13 protein-coding genes are annotated in these 13,959 nt (G+C 44.4%); 3 read left to right on the top strand and 10 right to left on the bottom strand.

All coding sequences use genetic code 11. The annotated features are described in order from the left end of the window. Window positions 1–53 precede the first annotated feature (53 nt). The 9 genes from nusB to queA form a co-directional block, all read right to left on the bottom strand. Entirely contained in the window at window positions 54–470 is a 417-nt protein-coding gene (gene nusB / locus H0913_RS04085) for a transcription antitermination factor NusB (RefSeq protein WP_036953841.1), read from the bottom strand. 69 nt (window positions 471–539) lie between these two features. Then, window positions 540–1,013 carry a 6,7-dimethyl-8-ribityllumazine synthase gene (ribE, locus tag H0913_RS04080; RefSeq protein WP_036953837.1) on the bottom strand — a complete coding sequence of 158 codons (474 nt, stop codon included), beginning with the start codon at window positions 1,011–1,013 and terminating at the stop codon, window positions 540–542. A 102-nt stretch (window positions 1,014–1,115) separates the two neighbouring features. Beyond that, entirely contained in the window at window positions 1,116–2,231 is a 1,116-nt protein-coding gene (ribD, locus tag H0913_RS04075) for a bifunctional diaminohydroxyphosphoribosylaminopyrimidine deaminase/5-amino-6-(5-phosphoribosylamino)uracil reductase RibD (RefSeq protein WP_154602749.1), read from the bottom strand. A gap of 5 nt (window positions 2,232–2,236) precedes the next feature. Then, the gene (gene nrdR / locus H0913_RS04070) at window positions 2,237–2,686 is read right to left on the bottom strand and encodes a transcriptional regulator NrdR (RefSeq protein WP_006662792.1); all 450 of its coding nucleotides are present in this window, start codon (window positions 2,684–2,686) and stop codon (window positions 2,237–2,239) included. Between the two features lie 115 nt (window positions 2,687–2,801). Next, window positions 2,802–3,770, bottom strand: a complete 969-nt coding sequence (secF, locus tag H0913_RS04065; RefSeq protein ID WP_181478017.1) for a protein translocase subunit SecF — start codon at window positions 3,768–3,770, stop codon at window positions 2,802–2,804. 10 nt (window positions 3,771–3,780) lie between these two features. Continuing rightward, complete coding sequence (gene secD / locus H0913_RS04060; RefSeq protein WP_071992161.1) at window positions 3,781–5,628, bottom strand: protein translocase subunit SecD; 1,848 nt, start codon at window positions 5,626–5,628, stop codon at window positions 3,781–3,783. Between the two features lie 27 nt (window positions 5,629–5,655). Then, window positions 5,656–5,988 (bottom strand): preprotein translocase subunit YajC, encoded by a 333-nt coding sequence (gene yajC, locus H0913_RS04055; RefSeq protein ID WP_006657183.1) that lies wholly within the window; start codon window positions 5,986–5,988, stop codon window positions 5,656–5,658. Between the two features lie 216 nt (window positions 5,989–6,204). Then, entirely contained in the window at window positions 6,205–7,332 is a 1,128-nt protein-coding gene (gene tgt, locus H0913_RS04050; protein ID WP_132496177.1) for a tRNA guanosine(34) transglycosylase Tgt, read from the bottom strand. A gap of 75 nt (window positions 7,333–7,407) precedes the next feature. After that, window positions 7,408–8,490 (bottom strand): tRNA preQ1(34) S-adenosylmethionine ribosyltransferase-isomerase QueA, encoded by a 1,083-nt coding sequence (gene queA / locus H0913_RS04045; RefSeq protein ID WP_154602750.1) that lies wholly within the window; start codon window positions 8,488–8,490, stop codon window positions 7,408–7,410. Between the two features lie 193 nt (window positions 8,491–8,683). Here queA and H0913_RS04040 point away from each other — a divergent pair, with 193 nt between their 5' ends. The 3 genes from H0913_RS04040 to ggt all read left to right on the top strand — a co-directional run bounded on the left by H0913_RS04040 (window position 8,684) and on the right by ggt (window position 12,084). Continuing rightward, entirely contained in the window at window positions 8,684–9,295 is a 612-nt protein-coding gene (locus tag H0913_RS04040) for an ACP phosphodiesterase (protein WP_181478016.1), read from the top strand. A gap of 206 nt (window positions 9,296–9,501) precedes the next feature. Continuing rightward, a complete protein-coding gene (locus H0913_RS04035) occupies window positions 9,502–10,104 on the top strand; it encodes a peroxiredoxin C (RefSeq protein WP_036953813.1) in 603 nt (200 codons plus the stop codon). A gap of 213 nt (window positions 10,105–10,317) precedes the next feature. Then, complete coding sequence (gene ggt / locus H0913_RS04030) at window positions 10,318–12,084, top strand: gamma-glutamyltransferase (protein ID WP_154637968.1); 1,767 nt, start codon at window positions 10,318–10,320, stop codon at window positions 12,082–12,084. A 74-nt stretch (window positions 12,085–12,158) separates the two neighbouring features. On the opposite strand, the gene brnQ is transcribed toward ggt, so the two are convergent. Next, window positions 12,159–13,487 (bottom strand): branched-chain amino acid transport system II carrier protein, encoded by a 1,329-nt coding sequence (gene brnQ, locus H0913_RS04025; RefSeq protein WP_154637966.1) that lies wholly within the window; start codon window positions 13,485–13,487, stop codon window positions 12,159–12,161. Window positions 13,488–13,959: the final 472 nt, after the last annotated feature.

Genomic DNA, 13,959 nt, shown 5'->3' with positions numbered 1-13,959 from the left:
AACCCAGCCTACCCATTATGACTTACGTATTACAGGAGGGAACCTGATTATGTTTATTTCTTACGACGTACCGCAGGTGCTGCTTTATCTAACACACCGTTGACAAACTTATGGCTATCTTCAGCACCAAAAACTTTCGCTAATTCAATACCTTCATTGATAGCAACTTTGAAAGGTACATCTTCTCTATAGCTTAGTTCATACATTGCTACACGTAAAATCGCTTTCTCAACTTGACCTAACTCTTCTAACTGACGAGATAAGTAAGGTGACATTAATTGATCCAGCTTCGTAGCATTGTTTGCAATACCAGAAATCAGCTCACGGAAATAGGTTACGTCAACGTCAGACATGTCCTGTTCAGCAATAAACTCATATTCTACGTCGGCAATAGGATTACCGGATAATTGCCATGAATAAATGGCCTGTACAGCACACTCACGAGCGCGACGACGAGCAGCAGGTTTCACAAGATTCCCCTTAAATAAAAAAAACTACACAGCATATCTCGAACTCATAGAACCGAGATATGACGCGCATTATTTGCCTTTTACAGCTTTAATCACATTAATCATTTCGAGAGCGGTCAGTGCAGCTTCTGCACCTTTGTTACCTGCTTTAGTACCAGCACGCTCAATGGCTTGCTCGATATTTTCAGTGGTTAATACACCGAAAGTCACAGGAACTTCGCTATTTAATGCAACATGAGACAGACCTGAGCTGCACTCACCTGCAACAAATTCAAAGTGGGCAGTACCGCCACGAATAACAGTACCTAATGCGATAACTGCATCATATTTTTTGGTTTCAACCAGTGCTTTCACTGTCAGTGGTAATTCATAAGCACCTGGTACCCAAACAACGGTGATGTTATCTTGAGCAACTTGGCCAATACGCTCTAACGCGTCAACAGCACCGTCCAGCAGGCTATCATTAATAAAGTTGTTAAAACGAGCGATAGCGATAGCAACACGCGCTTTTGGCGCAGCAACAACACCTTTGATTACGTTCATAATCTTCCTCAAATATTAATTACAACCCGCGGGGCGCGGATTTTATCACATTCTTTAGGTAACCGTACGAGTGAATTTCAGCAAACCGCTAAAAAAACACATTTACCATACAGGGCGTAACCTGACGCGAAGGTCATTTCCGACTTTTTCAACATCAGTAAATTCAAATTGAGGCGCATCTGATAATGCGCTTAATTCAGGGAGACTCACTAACCCACGTGCAGTATCCCCAAGTAATTTAGGTGCGATATAGACGATCAGTTCGTCGACTAAACCGAGTTTTAATAACGAGCCTGCAAGCTTAGCGCCCGCCTCTACCCAAATACTATTCACATTACGTTTCGCTAATTGCATCATCAAAATCACTAAATCGATGCCATTATCATCTGCAGGGATAGCAAGTTGTTCGACATTGCCCTGCCATGTTTCTGTGGTATCCGGCGTTGGGCGGATTAGCCAGCATTCACCTTCTAACTGTGTCACTTTATGTTCGGGCTTCACGCGATTGTGTCTATCTAACACAATACGAATAGGTTGGCGCAGCTTTTCTTCTGGGTATTGTGCTTGAACATCCGCAGGTAATTCGTTCCAACGCACCGTCAAAGCAGGATCATCAGCAAGCACCGTATTACTGGTACTCAAAATAGCACTAGCTTGAGCGCGCAGCACTTGAACATCTTTACGCGCCGCTGGGCTCGTGATCCACTTACTTTCCCCATTCGCTAATGCGGTCTTGCCATCTAATGATGCGGCGAGTTTTAATTGAATGTAAGGAAATGCGGTACGCATGCGTTTTAAAAAGCCACGGTTTAGTGCCTCGGCTTCTTCCAACAGAATATTGCTGGCAGTTTCTATTCCCGCTTGAGATAACATAAATAAACCGCGGCCAGCCACTTGAGGGTTAGGGTCTTGCATTGCCGCGACAACGCGGGTGATCCCCGCATTAATTAACGCTTCTGCACAAGGTGGGGTACGGCCGTGATGGCTACAAGGCTCAAGGGTCACATAAGCTGTGGCGCCTTTCGCTTTATCACCCGCCATTCGAAGTGCATGGACTTCCGCGTGCGGCTCTCCCGCTTTTTGATGGTAGCCCTCGCCGACAATTTCACCGTCGCGCACAATCACGCAACCCACATTTGGGTTCGGTGATGTCGTAAAACGTCCTTTTTTTGCCAACTCAAAGGCTCGGGCCATGTAGATATGGTCTTGTTCAAGCATCGGTATTAGTCCTGTAACTTGGCAATTTCTTCGCCAAATTCACGTACATCTTCAAAACTACGATAGACAGAGGCAAAGCGAATATAAGCCACTTTATCGAGTTTTTTGAGTTCATCCATCACCAAATTACCAATCAACTTAGAGGGAACTTCACGCTCGCCAGTCGCTCGTAGGTGGGATTTAATAGAAATTATGGCTTGATCGATAGCATCGGAACTGACAGGACGTTTTTCTAAGGCTTTCAACATGCCTCGGTTGAGCTTTTCTTCATCGAAAGGTTCGCGAATGTCGTCACTTTTAATTACCCGAGGCATAACAAGTTCCGCCACTTCAAATGTGGTGAAGCGTTCATGGCAAACCAAACACTGGCGGCGCCTGCGCACTTGTGAGCCTTCACCAACCAGACGCGAGTCAATCACTTTCGTATCTACAGCTGAGCAAAATGGGCAATGCATAGGAATTCCTGATTCTATTTTATAGGGTAGATAGTGTAACTCAGACCTGAAATGAAAAACACCCTGAGGATTATTTATCCTCAGGGTGTTTATGAGACACGAATGCCTGTATTCGTTATGGTAATAAAGACTCTTGGTCTGCGCCTTCTTTCTCGACTTTCGCCTGAATTAAGTGCTCACGCTTCATACCCATCTTCAGTGCTAATGCAGAAGCCACGTAGATAGATGAAATCGTACCAATTGTCACACCGATTAACATAACCAGTGAGAAGCCTTCTAACATCGCGCCACCAAACAGGTACAGCATCAGAACCACTAATAATGTCGTTGCTGATGTCATGATGGTACGGCTCAATGTTTGGGTCAAAGAGACGTTCATGATTTCGTACGGTGTACCGCGACGGATCTTACGGAAGTTTTCACGGATACGGTCAGATACCACGATACTATCGTTAAGGGAGTAACCGATAACTGACATCAATGACGCCACGATGGTCATATCAATCTCAATGTGGAATAGAGACAGAATACCTAAGGTGATCACCACGTCGTGAGCCAGTGACAGTACGGCACCCGCCGCTAAACGCCATTCGAAACGGAAACCAACGTAGATCAGGATACAGATAAGCGCTGTTAATAACGCTAATGCCCCTGTTTGTGCTAACTCAGCACCTACGCTTGGTCCTACGAATTCAATACGCTTAACCGTCGCTTGCTCATCAACGTTTTTATTGATGATAGTAATGATCTCTTTACCGACTTCTTGACCCGCTACGCCTTCAACTGGCGGTAAACGGATCATGATGTCTCGGCTGCTACCAAAGTTTTGGATTAATGGATCTTTATGATTCGAGTTAGACAGGCTATCACGAATTTTATCCAAATCAGCAGGCTGACTCAGGTTGATTTCAATGACGGTACCGCCCGTAAAATCAAGTCCCCAGTTAAAGCCTTTCACACCGATAATCACGCAAGAAGCGATCAGTAAAACGATAGAAATGCTAAAGGCAACGTTGTCCCAGCGCATGAAGTCATAGACTTTACGGCCATAGTTCAATTGTTCAACAGTATAATCCTGTGCCACAACGTGCTCCTTAAATTGACAGCTTGTTAATACGTTTACCGCCGTATAGCAGGTTCACGATTGCACGTGTACCAACAATAGCTGTAAACATAGAGGTTGCGACACCAATCGCTGTCGTGATCGCAAAGCCTTTAATCGAACCAGTACCCACTGCATACAGAATAATTGCGGTGATTAAGGTCGTTAAGTTTGCGTCGGTAATACTTGAGAAGGCGCCTTTATACCCTTCGTGGATCGCTTGTTGCACTGAGCGTCCATTGCGAAGTTCTTCTTTGATACGTTCGTTTATTAGAACGTTGGCATCGACGGCAACCGCAAGGGTTAGGACGATACCGGCAATACCTGGCATGGTTAGCGTCGCCCCTGGTAACAGAGACATCACACCCACGATTAAGACCAGGTTAGCCATCAGAGCACTACTCGCAATCAGACCAAATTTACGATAGTAAATAATCATAAACAGGATAGAGGCTAACAGACCCGCGATACACGCTTTCAGACCTTGCTCGATGTTTTGCATACCCAATGTTGGACCGATAGTACGCTCTTCAACAATTTGGATTGGCGCAATCAATGCACCCGCACGCAGCAGTAAAGATAATTGACGCGCTTCGTTCGCGTTATCAATTCCCGTAATACGGAATTTGCTACCGAAACGAGCTTGGATACGCGCGGCGTTAATCACTTTTTCATCTTTAACTAAAATCGCTCGACCTGCAGCATCTTTTTTACCACTGTCTTTGTATTCAACAAACAGGGTTGCCATCAGCTTGTCTTGGTTGTCACGAGTAAAGTCAGACATGATTGAGCCACCGGCACTATCAAGGCTAATACTCACTTGCGGATAACCATTTTCATCGGTTTCAGATGTAGAATCGGTGATATGGTCACCCGTTAAGACAACACGCTTATACAGAACATAAGGCACGCCATTACGATCAGATTTAAGCTCTGAGTCACCCGGAATTCGTCCACTTTCTGCCGCTGCGCTATCTACGCCAGTATTCACTAAGCGGAATTCTAAGGTTGCAGTTGCACCTAAGATTTCTTTTGCACGCGCAGTATCTTGGATACCCGGTAATTCAACAACAATGCGATCCGCACCTTGGCGTTGAACCAGTGGTTCAGCAACACCTAATTGGTTAACACGGTTACGAATGATCGTGATGTTTTGAGAGACAGCATAGTTACGCGCTTCACGTAAGCGCTCATCTGTCATAACAGCAATCATGGTGTTATCGCTGCCGTCAGAAAACACTAAGTCTGGGTATTTACGCGCCAGTGTTTTCTCAGCAAGACTGCGATCATCAGCGTTACGGAAGCGAACTTCGACGCTGTAATCACTGCCTTTACGAATAGAAGAGTACGCAATACCTGCTTGGCGCAAGTCATTACGCAAACCATCCATGTTTTGTTCCTGCAATTTACCTAATGCAGTGTCCATATCTACTTCCATCAGGAAGTGAACCCCACCACGTAAGTCCAGACCCAGCTTCATCGGTTCACCACCGAGAGCTTCAAGCCATTTTGGTGTAGCAGGTGCAAGGTTTAATGCAACAACATACTGGTCACCCAGTGCATTCATGATGACTTCACGAGCACGTAACTGAACGTCAGAGTTGTTGAAACGGGCTAAAATTGCCCCATTTTCGAGAGCAACAGATTTGCTCTGAATTTTGTCTGTTTCTAAAGCTTTTTGGACTTGGATCAGCGTTTGTTCATTGGCGGCGGTTCCCCGCACGCCAGTGATCTGAACAGCCGGATCCTCACCATATAGGTTTGGAAGTGCATACAGCAAACCGATGAGGATCGCAGTGATCAACATCAGATACTTCCATAAAGGATAACGGTTTAGCACGGCAGTTCCCTTCGGGAAAATTCAGAATTAGATTGCTTTCATTGTGCCTTTAGGTAGAACAGCAGCAACGAAATCACGTTTGATAGTTACTTCAGTGTTCTCACTCAGCTCAAGAACAACATAACCTGTTTCAGACACTTTAGTCACACGACCGATCAAACCACCAGTGGTTAAAACTTCATCACCTTTAGCGATTGATTCCATCAGTTTACGGTGATCTTTAGCACGTTTTTGCTGTGGACGTAGGATCATGAAATAGAAAATCAGCGCGAAAACAACCAGCATAATAATCAGAGAGTACGGGCTACCTTGAGCGGGTGCGCCTGCTGATGCCGCTGCTTCAGAAATAAAAAAACTCATTCAACTTTCCTCATTGTTATTGAAAGCAATTTCAAACTTACACTTTAACTAGTTCAAGTTACATAAAATACATCAAACCTTCATATAACTAGAACTAAAAACCATAATTTGCACTAAATAATTCTTTTGGCTGATGCCAATAACCACAATCAGCTGCAAGAACGAAGGGTACAGCCCGATATGCTACACAGTTCGGGCTAACTTCGCACTTTAAATTCACTCTCTATTTAATGAAGGCTGGGCTTTGCCAATCTTCTGATAGAAATCCGCAGCAAACTGCTCAAAATTACCCGCTTCAATTGCTTGGCGAATACCCGCCATTAAGCGTTGATAGTAACGTAAATTATGGATGGTATTGAGTCGCGCACCCAAAATTTCATTACAACGGTCAAGATGATGCAAATACGCACGGCTGTAATGACGACAAGTATAGCAGTCACACTCTGCATCAAGAGGTGATGTGTCTGACTTATACTTCGCATTACGGATTTTTACCACGCCGTTAGTAACAAATAAATGTCCGTTACGCGCATTTCGTGTCGGCATCACACAGTCAAACATATCGATACCACGACGTACGCCTTCCACTAAATCTTCCGGCTTACCAACGCCCATTAAGTAACGTGGTTTTTCTGCCGGAATTTGCGGACATACGTGCTCTAAAATACGGTGCATATCTTCTTTTGGTTCGCCGACTGCTAAACCGCCTACAGCGTACCCATCAAAGCCAATTTCCACCAGCCCTTTCACGGAGATATCGCGTAAATCTTCGTAAACACTGCCTTGGATAATCCCGAACAGCGCATTTTTATTGTTCAATTCATCAAAGCGCTGACGGCTACGTGCTGCCCAACGTAATGACATTTCCATTGATGTTTTTGCGTAATCCCAATCAGCTGGATACGGCGTACATTCGTCGAAAATCATCACGATATCAGAACCGAGGTCGTACTGAATTTCCATCGATTTTTCGGGGCTTAAGAAGACTTTTTCACCATTAATTGGATTACGGAAATGAACACCTTCTTCTTTAATTTTACGCATTGCACCAAGACTAAAGACTTGGAAGCCACCTGAATCCGTTAAGATCGGGCCTTGCCATTGCATAAAGTCGTGCAGGTCACCATGTAATTTCATGATTTCTTGACCCGGACGTAGCCATAAGTGGAAAGTGTTACCCAATAAAATTTGAGCACCGGTTTCTTTCACTTCTTCAGGAGTCATTCCCTTAACCGTGCCGTAAGTTCCTACTGGCATGAACGCCGGAGTTTCTACCACACCGCGTTCAAAAATCAGGCGACCACGACGCGCATTACCGTCGGTTGTCTGTAATTCATATTTCACGTTTTATCTCCTAGCATCAGAAAAACAGTCTGGTGCTATTGGTTACTGAATCTAAGCGAGCAGCTACGCCGCCACTTATTCTTGTTCTGCCGAGCCGACTTGCTCAAAACGAGCATTAGCATTTGGCGTAATAAACATGGCATCACCATAACTAAAGAAACGGTATTTTTGCTCAACGGCTTCTTTATAGGCTTGCATGGTGTTTTGATATCCCGCAAACGCAGAGACCAACATAATTAATGTGGATTCTGGTAAGTGGAAGTTAGTGATCAGGGCATCAATCACTTGATATTCATAACCCGGATAAATAAATATCTGGGTATCGTCAAAGAATGGAGCAATTAAAGCATCTTGGCTGGCTTTCGCGGCACTTTCCAGTGAACGAACAGACGTTGTTCCCACGGCAATCACACGATTTCCACGCGCTTTACACGCTAACACTGCATCGACCACCTCTTGCGGAACCTCTGCATATTCAGAGTGCATAATATGGTCTTCGATGGAATCAACACGCACCGGTTGGAACGTTCCCGCCCCGACATGCAATGTCACGAATGCCATCTCAACGCCTTTTTGGCGTAATGCTTCTAATAAAGGCTCATCAAAGTGCAAACCTGCTGTTGGTGCAGCAACCGCGCCCGGACGCTGGCTATACACGGTTTGATATAGCTCTTTATCAGACTCTTCATCTGGACGGTCGATATAAGGTGGTAATGGCATGTGCCCAATTTGGTTCAGAATGCTTAACACATCGCGCGCATCATCAAAGCGCAGCTCAAACAGTGCACCGTGACGAGCGACCATCGTCGCATTCACACTTTCATCTTCACCCAGTAGCAGCGCAGCACCCTCTTTTGGTGCTTTAGAGGCTCTAACATGAGCCAAAACACGATGTTCATCGAGCATACGCTCAATCAAAACCTCAATTTTACCGCCGCTCGCTTTACGACCGAACAATCTAGCAGGGATCACGCGAGTGTTGTTGAACACTAGCAAATCCCCCGGCTCCAATTTTTCAAGAATATCGGTAAACACACCATGCGTGAGCTGTCCCGTGGCACCATCAAGACCAAGTAAGCGACATGAACTACGCTCAGCCTGAGGATAGTGGGCAATAAGTTCTTCTGGTAATTCAAAAGTAAAATCGGATACACGCATTGTATTGACATCAATCTAAAAAAATAAGGCGACTAGTCTAGTGCTGCACTGCCTTTGGCGCAAGAAATAAGCGCCATTTTGTATAAAAAAGAACCAATATTATGCAAATATTTTCTGAAACAGCACGGAATGTGTCTGCACTCTTTTTTCTTTCATTTTTTCGTTTCTGATATTTTTCGTTTATAGTACCGCCATGAACTATCTTGCTCATCTTCACCTAGCCTATCTTGCCAAAAGCTCCCTATTGGGAAACATGATGGCGGACTACGTACGCGGTAACCCTGCGGGAGATTACTCACCAGATGTGGTTGCAGGGATCCGTATGCACAGAGCCGTAGATAGAATTACAGATACCCATCCGCTCGTGAAGCAAGCGCGCCAGCTATTTCGCGAAGAATACCGCCGAGTCGCGCCTATCACCTTAGATTTAGTCTGGGATCATTTTCTTTCTCTGCATTGGGAACGTCTCGTTCCCTCACATTCACTCTCTGATTTTGTGTTTTTTTCCAGGCAAACCATTGAACCGGATTTGTGTCATACCCCTGAAAAATTTCAAGAGTTAAATGAGTATCTCTGGCCTCAGCAATGGCTGACGCGATACGCAGAAAAAGCGTACATAGGTAAGTCACTTAATGGCATGGCAAGGCGCCGTCCAAAACTCGCGGCCCTTAGTGGCTCATTTGATGATTTTTTGCTTAATTATCTAGAACTTGAACATATTTTCTTTCAGTTTTATCCTCAAATGATTGAGACGGCAAAACAGCAACTTTTTGCCCAAGAGTTCACATTACGTGCATCCGAATAAATTAAAACTTGCACTTTAATGGAATAAAACTATCTTATTGATATTAATCTGCCAAATTGATACCATTGATAGGTAAAAGCTATCATATTGATTGGTTTTAATGTCTTTATTCTCCAAGGATAAAACCTTATCCTTAGGTTATATTTATCCGCATGCCCCATTTCGATTGCGGAGATAGAAACCCTTAAAACTCATAGGAGTACATTATGGTTCTGGTTACACGTCAAGCCCCTGACTTTACTGCTGCAGCTGTTCTTGGTAATGGTGAAATCGTTGAAAACTTCAACCTGAAAAAACACCTGAACGGTCGCCCAGCTGTGATCTTCTTCTGGCCAATGGACTTCACTTTTGTATGTCCTTCAGAACTGATTGCATTCGACCACCGCTATGAAGAGTTCAAAAAACGCGGCGTAGAAATTGTTGGTGTTTCTTTCGACTCAGAATTCGTTCATAACGCATGGCGTAAAACTCCTGTTGATAACGGCGGTATCGGTGAAGTTAAATACCCGATGGTTGCTGATATCAAACGCGACATCATGAAAGCTTACGGCATCGAGCACCCAGAAGCGGGCGTTGCTCTGCGTGGTTCTTTCTTAGTTGACAAAAACGGTGTTGTTCGTCACCAAGTGGTTAACGACCTGCCATTAGGCCGTAACATCGACGAAATGCTGCGTATGGTTGACGCGCTGCAATTCCACGAAGAGCACGGTGATGTTTGCCCAGCTCAGTGGGAAAAAGGCAAAGAAGGCATGAACGCATCTCCAAAAGGCGTTGCTGCTTACCTGACTAAGAACGCAACTGGTCTGTAATTTGACCTGTTAAGTTTCCAAGTGCCGGCTTAATGCCGGCATTTCTATATCTATGCCTATCTAAAATTTTTCCTACCGCGTTAACACTTTTTCACTTTTGTTATTCAGCCCTTCAAATCATTCATGCTATATCTTGGTGATACAAATATTTAACAAATTATTTATTTGTATTACATCTACGCGTTACTTCCTTCACTAAATCGGGAGATACCAATGATAAAAAATGCATGGCGCCCCTCTTTACTACTGATTTCGTTGCTAACTTCAAGTCAACTTTATGCCGCTTCCGAACCTGCCGTTGAAGCAACAAAAGGCATGGTTGTCTCCTCTCAACACCTCGCGTCACAAATTGGTGCTGACATTTTAAAAGCCGGAGGAAATGCGGTGGATGCAGCGGTAGCAGTCGGTTATGCCCAAGCCGTTGTTAACCCTTGCTGTGGCAATATTGGTGGCGGTGGTTTTATGACGCTGCACCTCGCGGATGGCAAAGATATCTTTATTAACTTCCGAGAAACAGCGCCGAAAGCTGCCAGCGCCGATATGTATTTAGATAAAGATGGCAAACTTATCAAAGATGCCAGCTTATATGGCTACCTCGCATCAGGTGTGCCGGGTACAGTGAAAGGCTTAGATTATGCCCTTGAAAAATACGGCACCATGAGCCGCCAGCAAGTCATGGCACCCGCCATTAAACTCGCTCGAGAAGGCTTTGTCCTAACCCGTGGCGATACTGACGTGCTTGACACCACGACTGAACGCTTCAAACAAGACCCCGAAGTTGCTCGGATTTTCTTAAAACCGGATGGAAGTGCTTACCAACCGGGAGACTTACTGGTACAAACCGATTTGGCAAACACACTGGAAAAAATCGCCAATAAAGGCCCTGTTGCATTCTATGAAGGAGATATCCCTAAAATCGTAGAAGCCGCATCGAAGAAAAATGGCGGGATCCTAACAGCTCAAGACTTTGCTGATTACTCCATTTCAGATACCACTCCTGTTAGCTGTACCTACCGTGGTTACAAATTTATCTCTGCGCCACCACCAAGTTCGGGTGGCGTAACTATCTGCGAAACCCTCAATATTTTAGAAGGTTATGATCTCAAAGAGATGGGCTTCAACTCCGCTGAATACATTCATACGCTAACAGAGGCGATGCGCCACGCTTATATGGATCGCAATACATTCTTAGGCGACCCTGCATTTGTGGATAATCCGACTGGTAAACTGCTCAGCAAACAGTACGCCGCTGATCTGCGCAAAGAGATTGTGCCAAATAAAGCGACACCATCCACTGAAGTCCAACCAGGAATAGGGCCTCACGAAAAACCGGAAACCACCCATTATTCTGTTGTGGATGACAAAGGTAATGCTGTTTCAACCACTTATACAATTAATGGTCGATTTGGTTCAGTGGTGATCCCGCCGGGTACAGGTTTCTTCCTGAATGATGAAATGGATGATTTCACCACCAAAGTTGGCGAGAAAAATCTGTATGGGCTAGTGCAAGGGGAAAGAAACTCTATCGCCCCCGGTAAGCGCCCACTATCATCAATGAGCCCGACAATTGTCACTAAAGACGGTAAAGTCTTCTTAGTACTCGGCTCACCGGGAGGCTCAAGGATCATTTCGATTACCTTGCAAACCGCATTAAACATTATTGACCATGGCATGCCGCCACAAGAAGCGGTGAATGCCCCTCGCATTCACCATCAATGGCTGCCAGACGAGGTTTATTATGAGCAACGCGGTGTCTCTAAAGACAGTTTAGCGCTACTCGATAAGATGGGTTATAAGATGGTGGAGCAGACCCCATGGGGCGCTGCTGAGCTAATTATGATCGGTATTCCTAACGGTGCGGGTGTGAGCGCGAAATCTTCCGGCAACGACTCTGCTGTTTCTGGCAAAGTCCGTGAAGGCTTTATTTACGGCTCCAACGATGTTCGCCGCCCTGCAGGCAGTGCAGTGGGTGTGAATTAATTAATCGATAACTAAAACGAAAAATGCCAGCAGATTTATCATCTACTGGCATTTTTTTAGGTAATTACAATATATTATGCGTGCTTATGATGCTCACTTGATGGTGTGATCAATCTGTCACACAGCGCAGCAACTACTAACACAACCAGCGATGGTAATAACCACGCTAAATCTTGCTGATACAGCGGAATAGACGTCATCCAGTCAGGGATATAAGTCTTCAAGTTATCAGAGGCTTTCACGGCACCAATCAAACCGACCACAAAGCTTGTTAACATCGTCGGAGCAATCACGATGGTTGGGTTACGCCACCACTTCAACGTAAAGCTCATCAAAATCAAAACGATACAAGGTGGATAAATCGAAACCAATACTGGTAATGAGAACGCAATCAGCTTACTCAGTCCGAGGTTTGAAATCACCATAGAGAACAAGCCTAAAATCAATACCAATTTACGGTAAGAGATTGGTACATAGCGACTGAAGAACTCAGCACATGCGCAGGTTAGCCCTACAGCAGTCACCATACAGGCAACAAAAATCAACACCGCTAAGAAGAAGCTACCGTAGTTACCGAACGTGTATTGAACATATTCGTGAAGAATATCAGCGCCATCAGCTGGATTTGGAATCAATGATCCACTATTTTCGCCCAGTTTAAACAGCGATAAATAGACCAGAGTTAATAACACCCCAGCAATTAATCCTGCCCACATGGTATAGCGAGTTAATAATGATGAGTTTTCAATACCGCGGGAACGCGCCGCATTCACAATGACAATACCAAAAACCATGGCACCTAATGTGTCCATCGTTAAATAGCCATTAATAAAACCATTGGAAAATGCCATATCTTGATATTCAGGGGTTGCCAGAATCGGTTGTCCAGCAGGCCACATAACCGCAGCAACACCTAAAATTGCCAGTGCCAACATTTTGACTGGCGCCAAAATGTGCCCAACGCTATCTAGCAATTTACCTGGGTATAACGAAATACCGATCACCAGTACAAAATAAATGGCGCTATAAACCAGCAGCGAGATTTCAGATTCGCCGCCCAGTAGTGGTGCGATACCCACTTTATAAGAAACGGTTGCCGTTCTTGGGGTTGCAAAAAGAGGCCCCACCGATAAATACGCAACGATAGCGAGTAACAGACCAGCAGTTTTACCAATTGGCGTGCTGAGCGCTTCAATACCGCCCCCTACTTTCGCCAATGCAACGACGGTAAGAACAGGAAGGCCGACACCGGTGACTAAGAAGCCAAGTGCCGCAGTCCAAACTTGTTCACCGGCTTGTAAACCGACCATTGGCGGGAAAATGATATTTCCAGCCCCAACAAACAGCGCAAAGGTCATAAAACCTAAGGCGAGGATATCTCTGGATGATAAACGATGAGCCATATTATGTTAATTTTTAGTAAATTATGAAATAAAAACAGGTCACTTCATCGGTAACCTATTGGAACATATATGACGAAATAGAGTTCTGATTAACATTACATTAACAATACAAAATGCATGTCTTGGTTAGCTTTGCAATACTAAACATCAAAAAACAGTAAAAATCGCCAATAACTGGCGACAAGTAAAACTTTTATAGGGAAAAAAGGCAAGAGCAAACCCGAAAACAAGAACAATGCACCAAACTAAATTTAAGAACCAGTGATTACTGTCAGTAAAATTGCAATATCCCGTATATATTCAGGCTAAAAAATCATCAATAAAACATTTTTTAACCATACCGAAGAAATATTCACAGAATAAGATGAAGAAAATTGCAGGATAAAATTGAAAATATAGCGTAGTCGTTAGAAATAGTACCAATATAGGGTAAAGCACAAAACAAAAAACCTTGCTAATATGATGATTTCAT

This window comes from Providencia rettgeri (genome assembly GCF_013702265.1).
GTDB classification, from domain to species: Bacteria; Pseudomonadota; Gammaproteobacteria; order Enterobacterales; family Enterobacteriaceae; genus Providencia; species Providencia zhijiangensis.
The sequence above is the reverse complement of the archived record's forward strand: the minus strand, read 5'-3'. Positions and strand labels throughout refer to the sequence as shown.

Excerpts from the sequence above, each read along its gene's own strand:
- brnQ (WP_154637966.1), bottom strand. The coding sequence starts at position 13,487 with ATGGCTCATCGTTTATCATCCAGAGATATCCTCGCCTTAGGTTTTATG.
- H0913_RS04035 (WP_036953813.1), top strand. The coding sequence starts at position 9,502 with ATGGTTCTGGTTACACGTCAAGCCCCTGACTTTACTGCTGCAGCTGTT.
- ggt (WP_154637968.1), top strand. The coding sequence starts at position 10,318 with ATGATAAAAAATGCATGGCGCCCCTCTTTACTACTGATTTCGTTGCTA.
- ribE (WP_036953837.1), bottom strand. The coding sequence starts at position 1,013 with ATGAACGTAATCAAAGGTGTTGTTGCTGCGCCAAAAGCGCGTGTTGCT.
- yajC (WP_006657183.1), bottom strand. The coding sequence starts at position 5,988 with ATGAGTTTTTTTATTTCTGAAGCAGCGGCATCAGCAGGCGCACCCGCT.
- H0913_RS04040 (WP_181478016.1), top strand. The coding sequence starts at position 8,684 with ATGAACTATCTTGCTCATCTTCACCTAGCCTATCTTGCCAAAAGCTCC.
- ribD (WP_154602749.1), bottom strand. The coding sequence starts at position 2,231 with ATGCTTGAACAAGACCATATCTACATGGCCCGAGCCTTTGAGTTGGCA.
- queA (WP_154602750.1), bottom strand. The coding sequence starts at position 8,490 with ATGCGTGTATCCGATTTTACTTTTGAATTACCAGAAGAACTTATTGCC.
- nrdR (WP_006662792.1), bottom strand. The coding sequence starts at position 2,686 with ATGCATTGCCCATTTTGCTCAGCTGTAGATACGAAAGTGATTGACTCG.